This window comes from Paraperibacillus esterisolvens (assembly GCF_046237625.1).
In the GTDB taxonomy this organism is placed as follows: Bacteria; Bacillota; Bacilli; order Bacillales; family DSM-1321; genus Paraperibacillus; species Paraperibacillus esterisolvens.
This window is the reverse complement of sequence record NZ_CP143545.1, coordinates 325,959-340,265: the sequence shown is the minus strand read 5'-3', so window position 1 is coordinate 340,265 and position 14,307 is coordinate 325,959. Positions and strand designations below refer to the sequence as shown.

15 protein-coding genes are annotated in these 14,307 nt (G+C 51.5%); 1 reads left to right on the top strand and 14 read right to left on the bottom strand.

Going from position 1 to position 14,307, the window contains the following annotated elements:
- Nucleotides 1–5: 5 nt before the first annotated feature.
- From V1501_RS01875 to V1501_RS01830, 10 genes are all read right to left on the bottom strand, one after another.
- The gene (locus tag V1501_RS01875; RefSeq protein ID WP_409291178.1) at nt 6–929 is read right to left on the bottom strand and encodes a fumarylacetoacetate hydrolase family protein; all 924 of its coding nucleotides are present in this window, start codon (nt 927–929) and stop codon (nt 6–8) included.
- On the bottom strand, nt 926–1,078 hold the full coding sequence (locus V1501_RS01870) for a hypothetical protein (RefSeq protein ID WP_409291177.1): 153 nt from the start codon (nt 1,076–1,078) through the stop codon (nt 926–928). The genes V1501_RS01875 and V1501_RS01870 overlap by 4 nt, the downstream gene beginning before the upstream one ends.
- Before the next feature lie 63 nt (nt 1,079–1,141).
- Nucleotides 1,142–2,257: a 4-hydroxyphenylpyruvate dioxygenase gene (hppD, locus tag V1501_RS01865; protein ID WP_409291176.1), complete on the bottom strand. Its 1,116-nt coding sequence runs from the start codon at nt 2,255–2,257 to the stop codon at nt 1,142–1,144.
- Nucleotides 2,258–2,365: 108 nt separating this feature from the next.
- The gene (locus V1501_RS01860; RefSeq protein WP_409291175.1) at nt 2,366–3,805 is read right to left on the bottom strand and encodes a dihydrolipoyl dehydrogenase family protein; all 1,440 of its coding nucleotides are present in this window, start codon (nt 3,803–3,805) and stop codon (nt 2,366–2,368) included.
- Nucleotides 3,806–5,002: a dihydrolipoamide acetyltransferase family protein gene (locus V1501_RS01855; RefSeq protein ID WP_409293202.1), complete on the bottom strand. Its 1,197-nt coding sequence runs from the start codon at nt 5,000–5,002 to the stop codon at nt 3,806–3,808.
- A 47-nt stretch (nt 5,003–5,049) separates the two neighbouring features.
- Nucleotides 5,050–6,045 (bottom strand): alpha-ketoacid dehydrogenase subunit beta, encoded by a 996-nt coding sequence (locus V1501_RS01850; RefSeq protein WP_409291174.1) that lies wholly within the window; start codon nt 6,043–6,045, stop codon nt 5,050–5,052.
- Nucleotides 6,042–7,112 carry a pyruvate dehydrogenase (acetyl-transferring) E1 component subunit alpha gene (pdhA, locus tag V1501_RS01845; RefSeq protein ID WP_409291173.1) on the bottom strand — a complete coding sequence of 357 codons (1,071 nt, stop codon included), beginning with the start codon at nt 7,110–7,112 and terminating at the stop codon, nt 6,042–6,044. The genes V1501_RS01850 and pdhA overlap by 4 nt, the downstream gene beginning before the upstream one ends.
- A gap of 131 nt (nt 7,113–7,243) precedes the next feature.
- Entirely contained in the window at nt 7,244–8,344 is a 1,101-nt protein-coding gene (locus tag V1501_RS01840; protein ID WP_409291172.1) for a Leu/Phe/Val dehydrogenase, read from the bottom strand.
- Nucleotides 8,345–8,402: 58 nt separating this feature from the next.
- Entirely contained in the window at nt 8,403–8,795 is a 393-nt protein-coding gene (locus tag V1501_RS01835; RefSeq protein WP_409291171.1) for a thioesterase family protein, read from the bottom strand.
- A 229-nt stretch (nt 8,796–9,024) separates the two neighbouring features.
- A complete protein-coding gene (locus tag V1501_RS01830) occupies nt 9,025–9,972 on the bottom strand; it encodes an NAD(P)H-dependent flavin oxidoreductase (protein ID WP_409291170.1) in 948 nt (315 codons plus the stop codon).
- A gap of 74 nt (nt 9,973–10,046) precedes the next feature.
- Between V1501_RS01830 and V1501_RS01825 the strand changes: the two genes are divergently transcribed.
- The gene (locus tag V1501_RS01825) at nt 10,047–10,577 is read left to right on the top strand and encodes a gamma carbonic anhydrase family protein (RefSeq protein ID WP_409291169.1); all 531 of its coding nucleotides are present in this window, start codon (nt 10,047–10,049) and stop codon (nt 10,575–10,577) included.
- A 262-nt stretch (nt 10,578–10,839) separates the two neighbouring features.
- On the opposite strand, the gene paaX is transcribed toward V1501_RS01825, so the two are convergent.
- The 4 genes from paaX to V1501_RS01805 all read right to left on the bottom strand — a co-directional run bounded on the left by paaX (nt 10,840) and on the right by V1501_RS01805 (nt 14,237).
- Complete coding sequence (gene paaX / locus V1501_RS01820) at nt 10,840–11,712, bottom strand: phenylacetic acid degradation operon negative regulatory protein PaaX (protein WP_409291168.1); 873 nt, start codon at nt 11,710–11,712, stop codon at nt 10,840–10,842.
- 141 nt (nt 11,713–11,853) lie between these two features.
- The gene (locus tag V1501_RS01815; RefSeq protein WP_409293200.1) at nt 11,854–12,039 is read right to left on the bottom strand and encodes a hypothetical protein; all 186 of its coding nucleotides are present in this window, start codon (nt 12,037–12,039) and stop codon (nt 11,854–11,856) included.
- 36 nt (nt 12,040–12,075) lie between these two features.
- Nucleotides 12,076–13,296, bottom strand: coding sequence for an acetyl-CoA C-acyltransferase (locus tag V1501_RS01810; RefSeq protein ID WP_409291167.1), 1,221 nt, complete (start codon nt 13,294–13,296; stop codon nt 12,076–12,078).
- A 65-nt stretch (nt 13,297–13,361) separates the two neighbouring features.
- Nucleotides 13,362–14,237 carry a 3-hydroxyacyl-CoA dehydrogenase gene (locus V1501_RS01805; protein ID WP_409291166.1) on the bottom strand — a complete coding sequence of 292 codons (876 nt, stop codon included), beginning with the start codon at nt 14,235–14,237 and terminating at the stop codon, nt 13,362–13,364.
- Between the last annotated feature and the right edge of the window lie 70 nt (nt 14,238–14,307).

Sequence of the window (14,307 nt, the reverse complement as noted above, 5' to 3'; positions counted from 1 at the left end):
TCTCTCTATTCCTCAGATATAGAATTCATTAACACACCAAGCTTTTCAATCTCGAGCTCCACTTTATCCCCGGGCTCAAGCCAGCGATGGACCCCGGTGCCAAGTTCCAGGATGCAGCCGCTCCCCACCGTCCCGGAGCCAATCACTTCCCCCGGATATAACGTCGTACCTGCCGACGCCCTGGCGATCATCTCGCCGAATGAGTAATATAATTCCTTCATATTTCCAAGTGAGAGCTCCCGGCCATTCACCCGTGCCTTCATCACCAGGTCATACCCTTTCCCGGCCCGCTTCGGCTCGAGGTCGTCCTTCGTCAGGAGATAGGGACCGAGGGATGTGGCAAAATCCTTACCCTTGGCCGGCCCGAGGCCCACCTTCATTTCTTTTTGCTGCAGATCCCGGGCACTCCAGTCGTTCATGATGAAAAATCCGAAAATATGATCCTCTGCCTCCCCTGGTCCGATATTCCTTCCCTGTCGGCCGATCACACAGGCAATCTCCAGTTCATAATCAAGCCTGAAACAACCCTTCGGACGCAGAATCGTATCACCAGGACCCTTGACTGCCAGATGATTGGTAAAATAAAACACCGGGATTTCATACCATTCTTCAATCATCCCGAGTCCCCGATTCTTCCTGGCCGTTTTAACATGCTGCTCGAATGCGTAGAAATCCCTGATGCTTTTTGGAAATGGAAGCGGTGCGAGCAGTTCAATATCCTCCAGGCGGTAACAGCCGATTCCTTTTTCGGCCGCCTCCTTGCAAGCCGTAAGCTCATCTCTCAGTTTGTCATGATTCTCTATAAACGAAATCATATCCCCCGGCAGGACCCCGCCCGATGCTTCATGCATATCCACAGCCATGGAACCGTCATGGATCCAGCCCGCCTTTATCGAGTTATCCTTCTTTTTAAAGGTAATGAATTTCACGATTCCACCTGCCTTCGCGGCAGGTCGAATGTACTGGCCGCCGGGCGTGTATAGGCGGCCCCTGCAAGACGGCCCACAGGATTCAGCTCTGCCGTATGGATCCGTCCGCCTTCATACAGGCTGTCATGTACATGGACTGCGATCTTCATTCCTTATCCCTCCATCTTTGATAAACGGAAAAGGGGAACCCTGCCCCTCATCCGCCTGCAGACTTATAGATTGCCGCGCCTTGCCTGCTCCCGCTCGATCGATTCAAACAGGGCCTTGAAGTTCCCTTCACCAAAGCCCCTTGCACCCTTCCGCTGAATGATTTCAATAAAGAGAGTCGGCCGGTCTACAATCGGCTTCGTAAAGATTTGCAGCAGATAGCCTTCATCATCGCGGTCCACCAAAATGCTGAGTTCCTTCAGTTTTTCAATTTCCTCATCAATTTTGCCGACACGCTCTGAGAGCATCTCATAATAGGAATCGGGGGTGGACAGGAACTCCACCCCGTTCTCCCGGAGTGCTGCCACAGTGCTGACGATGTCCTCGGTCAAAATGGCTAGATGCTGTACGCCTGGGCCGTTATAGAATTCCAGGTATTCCTGGATCTGTGATTTCCGCTTCCCCTCAGCCGGTTCATTGATCGGAAATTTAATCCGCCCGCCATTATGCATGACCTTGCTCATCAGGGCTGAATACTCGGTACTGATATCTTCATCCGAGAAGTGCTTCATCTCTTTAAAGCCCATCACCTTGCTGTAGTATTCCACCCACTCTTCCATCCTCTCAACGTTGCCGACAACATGGTCTATACCGATAAAGCCGGCATCCTTACACGGTACGGGTGATTGATATGCCTCAAATCCCGGCATAAACGGCCCTTTATAATCCTTTCTTTCCACAAGGGTATGGATGGTGTCTCCATATGTACCGATCACCGCTTTTTTTACAACCCCGTACTCGTCTGAAATCTGATAAGGCGGCTGGATTTCAATTGCACCGCGGCTGACCGCTTCACGATAGGCCTTCTCTACATCATCGACAGTGAGAGCGATATCCCTGACTCCGTCTCCATGTGCTTTGACAAAGGATGAAACACGGGTGCTTTCGTTCAGGGAGCCGGTGATCACAAGCCGGATCCTCCTCTGCTGCAGAACATAAGAAACCGTCTCCCGATTGCCTGTTTCAAGCCCTGAATAAGCAACCGCCTTCAAGCCATAGGCTGTGCTGAAAAAATGAGCTGCCTGCTTGGCATTACCTGTATAGATTTCCAGATAATCCACTTCTTTTACCGGAAAAAAATCCTCAACTGCCGTGTCCGGTGCCATTGCTTTCTCTTTCATAAAAATCGCCTCCTGTTAATATTTGTATATTCAAACTTATTTTAACGCAGCAGGTTTTAACTCCTCAAGAATGTGGTGTAAAGCTATAATGCTTTGATGTGATGAAGGTCACTCTGCAGTTATTTTCGATTTCCGCGGCATAGTATGGATGCTCTCCCCTTTAAATGCTTCCGCTGCTTCGAGCAGCGCTTCCCCAAGGGCAGGGTGGGGATAAGCTGGAAAGATAAGATCTTCATCCCGGGCAGCCATCTCAAGCGCCTGAATTCCGGCGGAGGCGAGTTCTATTGCTCCTTCACCTATCATATGGACACCAAGGAGGATATCGGACTTCCTGTCAAAAACAAGCTTCGCAATTCCTTCTTTTCTCCCGGTCAGTTCTGCATAACCGCTGGCACTGAACGCAAACTCCCCTGTACCCGTGTCATATCCCTGGTCCCTGGCCTCCCTTTCCGTCAATCCTGCCTTTACAGCCGGCGGCCGGATCCTGGCAGTATAAGGGAGGAAGCGGAAATCATTCTCGCTGTTCCGCCCCGCAATGGTTTCAGCCGCAGTCTTTCCCTGCTTAATCGCTTTAGCGGCGAGCTTTACTCCCGGAGTAATGTCGCCGACAGCAAAGATGCCCGGGTGCGAGGTCCTTCCAGTGCTGTCGACTTTTAGATATCCGTCCGGAGTCACGGCAAGCCCGATCCTCACAGCCCCCAGTTCCTCCAGTTCAGGCCTGATGACTGATGTGAAAAAGAGATGGCTTCCTTCGACCACCTTTATGCCTTTTTTTCCAGACAGATGTAAAGCGACACCTATTTCGGAGATTTGGGCATGCTCTGCCACACATTCAGCCTCAACAGCAATTCCCTTTTTCTTCAGGATGCGTCTCAGTTCCCTGTTGATGGATGAATCGAATGGGAAGTCTGACTTGCCCTCATCCAGGATCAGGCAGACCTCTGAACCAAATATCCGGAAGTTCATCGCCATTTCGAGCGCAATATAATCGCTTCCAAAAACAATCAGCTTCTCCGGCAATTTCCCGAGGTCCGCAATTGTCCACGGGTCATATATACGGGGACTTGCGGCGGCAGGGATGAACGAGGGAGCTTCCGGCCTGCCGCCGGCTGCAATAATGGCATGCTTGAACCGGAAGACCTCATAGCTGTTTTCACTTTCCACCCCCAGCTTATCCGGGGAGATAAAAAATGCATTTCCTTTAACGATTTCAATTTTATTGGCACGGCAGAGGGCCTCCACTCCCATACGGAGCCGGCCCACCGTCTCTTCTTTCCGCTGAATCAGACGTGACAGATCGAAGCGGAGATTTTCCGCCCTGATGCCCCACTGTTCGTTATCCATGGCAGAAGCCAGGCGTTCTGCTCCGTGTGCAAATACCTTGGATGGGATGCAGCCTTTATTGAGGCAGACTCCGCCCAGATTCTCTCTTTCTATTAGGGTAACCCGGCTGCCAAGCTGCGCTGCCCTGATCGCGGCGTGATATCCCCCTGGACCCCCGCCGATAATCACCAGTTCCTTCTCGTGCGCCAATTCACCTACCACCATTTAGATCAGCTCCAGGAAAAGCAATTTTGGATTTTCTATAAGTTCAGCAAACCGGTTTGTGAATTTCACGGCTGAAGCACCGTCTGCCACCCGGTGATCAAATGACATGGAGATATTCATGATGGACCGGATGGCAATTTCATCCTGGTCTGTCACTACCGGTCTTTTCTTCGTCTTATGGAAAGAAACCAGGGCCGTCTGGGGATACTGAATGATCGGAGTTGCCCCGATGCTGCCGCCGAGCGGGCCAACATTGCTGATGGTAAATGTGCCGCCTGATATATCTCTGGCAGACAGCCCGTCTTCCAGCGCACGGCGGGTCAATTCCTTCATCTCTTCCCCGATAACCCGCAGGTTCTTTTTTTCCACATGCCGGAGGACAGGCACAATCAGTCCCTGCGGTGCGTCCACGGCAATCCCGATGTGGTGCTCCTTTATCAGCCTGATGCTTTCTTCCTCTTCATCCAGTTCCGCATTGAAAACCGGGAACTCCGTGAGCGCAATGGACAATGCTTTAATGAAGAAACAGGAAGCTGAAACCGGCCTGCCAGAAGCCTTCAGCTCTTCCCGGATATCCATCAGCCCGGTTACATCAATTTCCTCGAAATGCGTGCAGTGGGGAATAGTATAGACTGAGGAGACCATCGCTTTTCCAATCTGTTTCCGGCGGCCGCGGAATGGGATGATGTCTTTACCCGCATCCTTCCTCTGAAAGGACTCCCGGGTTTTCTGCTTCTCTGGGGAACTTATTTCTTTCTTGATTACAGGTTCTTTTGCCTGCGACAGGGCGAGCACATCTTCATCCAGAATCCTGCCTGAAGGGCCCGATCCTTGTACGGCGCTTAAATCAATGCCAAGCTCCCTGGCTATTTTCCTTGTATAGGGAGAAGCGAGTATCCTACCCGGCACTGGATGCGGCTGTATGGCAGAGGATATTCCTGCGGATTGCCCGCTTTGAAAAGAATATTCATGTTCTGACTGGGTGCCGGATGCTTCGTGCAAATCTTCCATTATAAGCAGGGTAGTGCCGACCTTGACGGACTGGCCTGCTTCTATAAGGATGTTTTTGATGATGCCCGGCCGGGGAGCGGGAATTTCTGCAGTCATTTTATCTGTCTGGACCTCCACCAGCGGTTCATCCGCCTTGACCACATCCCCCGCCTTAACCAGGAGACAATTAATATCAGCCTCTGTCATTCCTTCGCCTATATCGCTGAGCTTCACTTCAACCACCGTGACACCTCCTAAAACCTCATCACTTTTTTTATCCCCGCCGCCACCCGCTCGGGTGTCGGCAGATAATGATCCTCGAAGCCAAAGTATGGGACGGGGGCATCGCAGCCTGTGACCCTCTCTGCCGGCGCCTTCTGATAGAGGAAGGCTTCATCATTGATCAGTCCGATGATGTCAGACCCTATGCCGCCCGTGGCGTGCGCTTCATGGACAATCACGGTGCGCCCCGTTTTTTGGACAGAATCTACGATGAGTTCCCGGTCAAGAGGATACAGTGTACGCAAATCCAGGACCTCGCAGCTTATTCCGTGCTCCTTCATACCCTGGCAGGCCTTCATCGCGACAGGCACCATCGCTCCCCAGCAGATAACCGTCACATCGCTTCCCTCGGTAAGTTTTCTGCCTTTCCCGATTTCCACCAGATACCGGCCTTCGGGAACCTCATCCCTTGCCGAGCGGTAGCTCTTCATCGGTTCGAGGAACAGTACGGGATCCGGATCCTCGATGGCAGCAATCATTAAGCCCTTCGCGTCATAAGCGCTGGACGGGCAGACTACCTTGATTCCCGGCATATGGGTGAACAGGGATTCTGTGCTGTCACAATGGATTTCAGGCGCACGGACTCCTGCACCGTAAGGAGCCCGGATGACCATCGGTACAGAGTAATGGCCCAGCGTCCTCATCCGGAGCCTTGAGGCATGGGTCATAATCTGTTCGAATGCCGGGTAGATGAAGCCAAGGAACTGAATTTCGACAACTGGGCGGAAACCGCCTGCTGCCATGCCGATTGCCGCACCGACAAAGCCGGCCTCGCTTAACGGAGTATCCACCACCCGCTCATCTCCGTACTTTTCCTGAAGCCCCTCGGTAGCCCGGAACACACCGCCGTTCACACCGATGTCCTCGCCGAGCACAATCACATCTTCATGCTCCGAAAGCATAACATCCAGTGCATCCTTCACCGCTTCCACGAGGGTCAGTGTCCTTATCTTTTGTGCTGTCTTCACCACGATCCCTCCCCGGCCAGCTCGAGATAGGCCTTCTTCTGCTTCTCTATCGTCCATGTCGGCTTTTCAAATACATAATCAAAAATCACAGCAGGATCAGCTGCTGGATAGTTCTCCATTTCAAGGATGGCCGCATCGATTTCGGCACCGGCTTCCTCTTCCACGGCCTTCACCCAGTCAGGATCCCAGGCGCCTTCATTTTGCAGCCAGCGTTCAAGCCGGAGGAGAGGATCTGATTCGGCCCTCCGTGCGGCACTTTCAGACTGGTCACGGTATTTTGATGGATCATCTGCTGTTGTATGGGCGCCATACCTCCAGGTCAATGCCTCAATGAGGGTCGGCCCCCTGCCGTCACGTGCCCGCTCCAGCGCAATGCCGGTCTGAATATATACTGCAAACACATCGTTACCATCCACGCGCACCCCGTCCATATCATAGGCGACCGCCTTCTGCGCAATGGTTCTTGAATTCATCTGCCTGCTGACCGGCACAGAGATCGCATACTGATTATTTTGGTTGAAATACACCACAGGTGATTTGAACACACTGGCAAAATTCAAGCCCTCATGGAAATCTCCCTCAGAGGTTGCTCCGTCACCAAAATAGCAGATCGCTGCATTCCTTGTGCCCTTCCTCTTTTCAGCGAGGGCGGCGCCGGCTGCGTGCGGTATCTGTGTGGCAATCGGGATGGCCGGCGGGAAGATCTTTCTATCTGGCGGAGGTACACAGCCTTCATTTCTCCCGTTCCAGAAAAGGAGGATACTCCGGAGCGAATGGCCGAAAGTCATGGCTGCTCCATGATCCCGGTAAGTCGGGAACATCCAGTCGCCAGACGCAAGCGCAATTGCGCTTCCCGCCTGTGATGCCTCCTGTCCTTCAAATGGTGCATACGTCCCGATCCGCCCCTGCCGCTGCAGGCTGACCGCCTTCCGGTCAAACCTCCTGATTCTAATCATTTCCCTGTAAAACATCTTAACCCGCTCAACAGTCACAAGATCCCTGTGCTCCCCTGACACTAGATTCCCATCCTGATCCATCACTTGAAAAATCGGGAAAGACTTATCCATGTTCTCCTCCTCCTGAACTTATTGCCCCCGGCCCCGCCTGTGAAATCTGCCAGATTCAGTTTCTGCCGGGATTACATTTGCGGATGCAGTCAGTCAATCAGTCTTTTATTCTCTTTTTATTTTCAAAGCAATCAGACCCTTACTGCCCACTTCGGCCGTTTCATATGGGAAAAGAAGCTGTTCCGCCGCGTGCTTGCTTCGATCCTTTTTTCGCAGAACATATTGGCGGCTTCAATGGTGGTCATGCCTTCACGTTCCGCGCAGCTGTAGATATTTTGAAGAGAGTTATAGATAGCCTTTGTCTTTCTAAGGACTCTTTCCTTGTTGGGGGAATACAATTCATCAGCAACCTGGATCAGGCCGCCGCTGTTGACGATATAATCCGGTGCGTACAGAATTCCGTTTTCCTGGAGCATCCTTCCGTGCCTTTCTTCCTGAAGCTGATTATTCGCAGATCCTGCAACAGCCTTGACCTGCAGTTCGGGGATGGTGGTATCGTTGATGATGCCCCCCATGGCACATGGGATAAACACATCAGCCTGCTGTGAGTAAATTTCGCTGCTTTCAACCGCCTTTACCACAGCCCCGGCTGAGCGGGCCTTAGCAAGGATGGCGTCCACAGCCGTTTGATTGATGTCTGTGACATATAACTGTGCACCGCTGTCGATCAGCACCTCTGCCACCTTGAATCCCACCTTGCCAAGGCCCTGGATGCTGTAGGTTTTTCCAGATAAGTCATTGCTGCCCCAGATGGCATTGTTTGTTGCCTGCAGCCCGTAAATCACTCCCTGGGCCGTCGGGATAGAGGAGTCGCCGCTTCCGCCGTACACTTCGTCCACACCGACGATGCAGTTGGTTTCCTTTAAGGCATGAATGAAATCCTCAGGTGAGGTGCCCATGTCGGTTCCTGTGTAGAACCGCCCATTCAGGGATTCCACAAACTGCCCGAAGGCCCTGAACAGTTCCGGGCTTTTACCGCTCGCCGGATCTCCGATGATAACCGCCTTGCCGCCGCCAAAATCAACATCGGCCGCAGCGCATTTGTATGTCATCCCCTTCGACAGGCGCAGTACATCCTGAAGTGCGGCATCGACTGTTTCATATGGATGCATGCGGCAGCCGCCCAGAGCCGGGCCGAGACGTGTGCTGTGAATGGCGATAATGGCCTTCAGGCCTGTAGACTCATCATTGCAGAATACAACCTGTTCATGCTCTCTGATTTTCTCAAACATAAACTTTTCTCCTTTATCGCGCTGAATTATGATAGCGCTTTCATTTTTATTCAGAACCTCACTGGTTTCCATTTATCATCCCCGCAATCCTTTCCCTGGTCAGGATCGTCTGCGTAATTTTCCCAATCCCGATTGTCCTGCCTTCGTTTTCGGCCTTCACCCTGGTCACCACCTGATTTCCGCGAAGTCCGGATACAGCTGCTGTAACCCTGACTGCCGCGCCTTCCGCGCATGGTGCCAGATGTCTGACCGATACAGCACTTCCCATCCCTTCTTCATGGTCCTCAAGAAATGGCAGGATAATCAGCCTGGAAGCCCATTCCATATGGTAAACCATTGAGACTGTGGAATAAACGGGATGGACCAGCTCCTCCTCAAACTGTGCAAACATTTCCCTGGTGACTGTGATATCGATCGAGGCGGTTTTCCCTAAAGCAAGACCTGAACGCATGTTGACCACCCGCTTTTATACCAAATATGTATAACGTTATTTTAACGCTATCATAACATTACGTTAAATTTGAGGTCAATTAATTGTTAGAAATTTTTATATATTCAATAAATCGTACAACCAAAAACTTATAGACTGTCCTCCGGGTCCACCATCCTGCGAATGCATGCCGGATGACACTGTACCGGGCCTTCCTGGCAAAAAAAATGTCCCTTTTAGGAGGACATTTTCAAATCATCAGCGAAGCACTCGCCAGCTGTTCCTTAGCTTCTTGAGCCATGCGTATGACCAGCTCCCTGACAGATGGGATGTCTGTGATCAAGCCTGAGATCTGGCCGCCATTCATGAACCCTTGCTCTTCATCTCCCCGCAGCGCCCCAAGCTTATGCTGTTCCTCAGTTGTCAGCAGGGCGAACTCATCCGGGCTGATTCCATTCTTCTCGGCCATCAGCAATCCATCGGCATAAGGCGATTTTAGCAGCCTCCTGATCTTTCCGGCTGTTCGTCCCACAATCACCGTATCATGGTCGGATGCAGCGAGTATCTTCTGCTTATATGTATCATGAAAAGGAGCATCCTTCGTCGCAATGAATCTGGTTCCCATCTGGACACCGGATGCACCAAGGGCAAGCATGGCTGCAAGACCGCGGCCATCGGCTATCCCTCCCGCCGCCGCGACAGGAACAGACAGGGCCTGGACAATCTGCGGAATTAAGGCAAGGGTGGTCGTTTCCAGGCTGGAATTAATCCCGGCTGCCTCATAGCCCTCCGCAGCTACGATATCCGCCCCGGCTGCTTCTGCCTTTAATGCCTGCTTCACTGACGCCGTGACGACAATAACCTTGATTCCCTTCTCCTTCAGCTGCGAAATGAAGGGTGACGGGTTGCCAGCCGATAAAGTAACAGTGCTCAGTCTGTGCTTCACCGCAAGCCTCAGGATTCCCTTTGGGTCAGGAGATACGCCAAGCGCCACATTCAAGGAAAAAGGCCTTGAAGTTCTTTCCTTCGTGTTCAGGATTATTTTTTCAACTTCTTCCGCCCCCATGGTCCCGGCACCTATCGTCCCCAGTGCCCCAGCCTCCGATACCGCTGCCGTCAGGATGCTGCTGCTGATGTTCCCCATCCCGCCCTGTATGATTGGATACTGAATTCCCAATACCCGAGTCAGTTGATTCACAAAAATACCCTCCTTCGTAAAAATAATGTTATACTAATTTTAAAAATTAGACAATTCAGAAAAGGAGTTTTTCTATGATTCTATCCTATCTCGATAAAAAACCCAGAGTGGATCCCTCTGTATTCCAGGCTCCCGGCAGCTATATCATAGGAGATGTGGTCATCGGAAAAGAGTCCAGTGTCTGGTTCAATGCCGTCCTTCGCGGGGATGAGGACACAATCACCATCGGCGAACGCTGCAGCATCCAGGATAACGTCACCTGCCACTTGTATGAAGGCTCACCCCTTGTCATTGAAGATGAAGTCACAGTCGGCCATAACGCAATCCTCCACGGCTGCACCATCCGGAAAAGGTCCATCATTGGCATGGGCGCAACCATCCTTGATGGAGCGGAAATCGGGGAGGAATGCATAATCGGTGCCAATACACTCATTCCAGCCGGCAAAGTCATACCGCCGCGTTCCCTTGTCGTCGGCTCACCAGGAAAGCCCGTTCGTGAAATCGGCAGCAGAGACCTGGAGCTCATCCAGCTATCCATCGATACATATGTCCAAAAAGGCAGGGAATACCGCATAAACCTGGCAGGAGATCTGTTTGATTCATGAATAAAGAGGATGCCCCAGGCATCCTCTTTTTTTAATCGCAATCGTTCGGCCGCATCAAGACCGCTTCCAGAGGTAAAAACTCTATGAATTTTGTAGATTTTCATCCTTATTGATACATTTTCTGTTAGAATTCTCTTCTTAATTATTTTATATAGTTAGAGTGTCATCAGCATCACAGTCCAGGCCCGTTACTTGCGGAACCCGCTGATTTACTTGCGGGAACGTCAGCTTTACTTGCCGTTCTGCATCTGATGCCTTCCTGCTACAGGATATAAGGATGATCTAATATATCATACTCCTCGTCTTTGTTCCCGAGAGCGTTGCCTTCCTTGAAGACAGCTTCAAAAAAGCGGGAAGCAGGCTCTGCCAGCTCTCTATAATAGTCACTAAACAGGGAGGCTGCGTGGCCGCCAAGCCATTTTTCTGGCAGCAGCTCCTCTGGAAGGCCGGGGTCGACGAACAGAAATTTCCGGTATTCATGAACCAGCTTCGCCCGCTCGACAAAGCACTCGGCATCTGTCAGCTGCCCTTTTAGTATTTTGTTTTTATCGATGATGTACTTCTGGCTGTATGTACTGATAAACTCCTGATACTTCGCATTGATATCCTCAAGGTCCCAGCTTTTTTCCACCAGCCTCAGGTTCTCATGCGGACCCTTGTACTCTGCAGTAAAGAAATCGACATAGGGCTGGATTTCATATTTCTCGATTAAATCGCCAACCTGCTTTTCCAGATTATTAGCCGACAGCCAGGTGCTGTTGGACATTGTTCCGAATCCGCTCCAGATCAGCTCTTTCCGAAGTTCATCCCGGACGCTCCGGATTTCCTCGGGGATGGAGTACATGAGGATCCTCCATTTGCCATCCCACTCCTCAGGCTTCAGCTTGAAAATCCGCTTGGCGGCCTCATCGATTCTCTTCTGCCCGCGTTCTGTCAAAGAATAATAGCTTTTATTCCCAATCTTCTCCGCCTGCACCCATTCCTGCTTATTCATCCTGGAAATGGCTGCCCTGACAGATTGGTCGTTATGGCCAAATTCATTGAGCAGCCTGATCAGGCTACCAATCCAGATCTTGCTTCCATAATGAGAAATATAGTCACCATAAAGGGTAAAAATCATTGATCTAGTATTCAAGCTTATGTCATCCTTAATAAATTATTGTAGAACGGAAATAAACCGTCATAGGAATATAATATCAGTATATTTACTATTTTGCAAAAACACTTAAGAGACCCTTGGACATCTCCAGGGTCATGGTTTAATTCATAATACGAATCACTCACCAATAAAAACAGGCTTACGCTTTTCACCAAAGGCTTGCAGGGCCTCAATCCGGTCCCGGGTGGGAATGATCCGTTCATAGGCTTCCGCTTCGATTGCAAGTCCTGTTTTTAAGCCTGTTCCTATGCCGGCTGAAATTGCTTTCTTAGCACTCCTTACAGCAAAGGGGGCATTACGCAGGATTTCGGCAGCAAGCTTTCTGGCAGCCCGAAAACTCTATATTCTTAATTTCGAACTCCCTGCCGCTTCCACAATGGCTGCAATCCCCTGGCCGACACCGACACACATGGCCGCCAGGCCGTATCTGGTTCCCCGTCTTTTCATTTCATGAAGCAGGGTGGTCATGATCCTGGCACCGCTCGCACCGAGAGGATGGCCAAATGCTATGGCACCCCCATTCACATTGACCTTTTCCCCCGGAATTCCCAGGTCCCGGATGCACGCGAGCGACTGGGCTGCGAATGCCTCGTTCAGTTCGATCAAGTCCATATCTGCAATAGACAGACCGGCTCTTTTCAGCGCTTTTTTCACGGCCGGGACAGGACCTATCCCCATGATGGAGGGTTCGACCCCTGCAGATGCCGAAACAACATAGCGGGCCAGCGGCTCAATTCCCAGTTCATCCGCCTTTTCCCGGCTCATCATGAGGAGGGCAGATGCCCCGTCATTCACGCCGGAGGAATTCCCTGCTGTTACAGACCCGCCCTCAAACAGCGGCTTCAGTACGGCGAGCTTTTCTGCGGTCGTCCCGGGCCGGGGATGCTCATCGTGCGCAATGATGGTTTCCTTTCCCCTTTTATCCCGAATAGCAACAGGGATAATCTCCGACTGGAGCCTGCCGGACGCGGCGGCATGCTCGGCTTTGGCCTGGCTTTCTGCGGCAAACCGGTCCTGTTCCTCCCTGCTGATTCTATATTTCACGGCTACATTCTCAGCGGTCCGCGGCATGGAATCTGTCCCATACATATCGTGGAGGCGGCTATTGATGAAGCGCCATCCTATCGTCGTGTCGAACAGCTCCATATTGCCTCTTGGAAACTCCCCTTGAGGCTTTGCCATGACAAACGGGGCGCGGGTCATGCTCTCCGTTCCGCCCGCGATAAAAATATCACCCTCACCGGAAAGAATGGACCGGGCACAATAATTGACTGCATCCAGGCCGGAGCCGCAAAGACGGTTAATGGTCGTGCCACCCGCCGATACGGGGAGACCTGCCAAAAGGCATGACATTCTGGCCACATTCCGGTTATCTTCACCGGCTCCGTTGGCATTGCCAAAAACGACCTCTTCAATTTCCTCAGGCGGGACAGCCGGATTCCGGTCCATCAATGCCCTTATTACGACCGCGCCAAGGTCATCAGGGCGGACGCTCCTCAAGGCCCCATTATACCTGCCGATCGGCGTCCGGACGGCGTCCACTATAACAGCTTCTCTCACTTTCTGCTTCACTCCTCTCTCAAAACATGCTCTAGCAGTTTATTAGACTTCCTACAGAAAAAGAATCAGGGGTTCCTGGATAATTCTTCAGTTTTCTTGTATTCATACACACCGCGTCCAGTTTTTCTGCCCAGACGACCTGCTTTCACATACTGTTCCAGGAGTGGTGCGGGCCGGTATTTCTCTCCAAGCTTTTCATGGAGATACTTTAAATTGCTGAGCCTTGTATCAAGACCGACCAGATCACCAAGCTCAAAGGGACCCATAGGGTAATTCAGGCCAAGCCGGATGGCTTTATCAATCTCTTCCGGGGTGCCTACACCCTCCTGCAGCATAAAGAAGGCTTCATTTCCGACAAGGGCGCTTATCCTGCTGGTGACAAAGCCCGGAAACTCGTTTACCATTACCGTTTCCTTATTCATTTGCACAGCCGCCGCCCTGATGGCTCCTGCCGTTTCGTCGCTTGTTTCAAGGCCCCGGACAATTTCAACGAGCTTCATCTTATGTACCGGATTAAAAAAATGCATGGCGATAACCTTCTCGGGCCTCCTGGTGAAAGAAGCGATTTCAGTCGGGCTCATCGTCGAGGTGTTGGTCGCAAACAGGCAGTGGGCGGGAGCATGCTGATCGATCACTTCAAAGATGGTCTTCTTGATTTCCAGCTTTTCAGGGACAGCCTCGATGATTAAATCCGCTTCCCTCACATGCTCTGTCAGGAAGTTTGAAAAAGAGAGCCTGCTTAAGGCTTCGTCCCTTTCTTTAGGAGCCAGCTTTCCGCGTGAAACCCCCTCATCAAATATCCGGCGGATCTCCTGCTCTGCATTTTCCAGCTGCCTCTCATCCAAATCAATCAGCGACGTCTGAAAACCGCCGGTACAGCCTGTGTACGCTATGCCCCGTCCCATCACACCGGAGCCGATTACAACCAATCTTTTCATCACGGTGAACTCCCTTCATACATATGACAGTCAGCCCCTCAATAGGGGCCCGGTTGACAGCCATCGTCTTACA

What these genes read in the sequence shown, in the direction of transcription:
- V1501_RS01870 (WP_409291177.1), bottom strand. Translation starts at nt 1,078, where the DNA reads ATGAAGATCGCAGTCCATGTACATGACAGCCTGTATGAAGGCGGACGG.
- hppD (WP_409291176.1), bottom strand. Translation starts at nt 2,257, where the DNA reads ATGAAAGAGAAAGCAATGGCACCGGACACGGCAGTTGAGGATTTTTTT.
- V1501_RS01860 (WP_409291175.1), bottom strand. Translation starts at nt 3,805, where the DNA reads ATGGTGGTAGGTGAATTGGCGCACGAGAAGGAACTGGTGATTATCGGC.
- V1501_RS01855 (WP_409293202.1), bottom strand. Translation starts at nt 5,002, where the DNA reads ATGACAGAGGCTGATATTAATTGTCTCCTGGTTAAGGCGGGGGATGTG.
- pdhA (WP_409291173.1), bottom strand. Translation starts at nt 7,112, where the DNA reads ATGGATAAGTCTTTCCCGATTTTTCAAGTGATGGATCAGGATGGGAAT.
- V1501_RS01840 (WP_409291172.1), bottom strand. Translation starts at nt 8,344, where the DNA reads ATGTTTGAGAAAATCAGAGAGCATGAACAGGTTGTATTCTGCAATGAT.
- V1501_RS01835 (WP_409291171.1), bottom strand. Translation starts at nt 8,795, where the DNA reads ATGCGTTCAGGTCTTGCTTTAGGGAAAACCGCCTCGATCGATATCACA.
- V1501_RS01825 (WP_409291169.1), top strand. Translation starts at nt 10,047, where the DNA reads ATGATTCTATCCTATCTCGATAAAAAACCCAGAGTGGATCCCTCTGTA.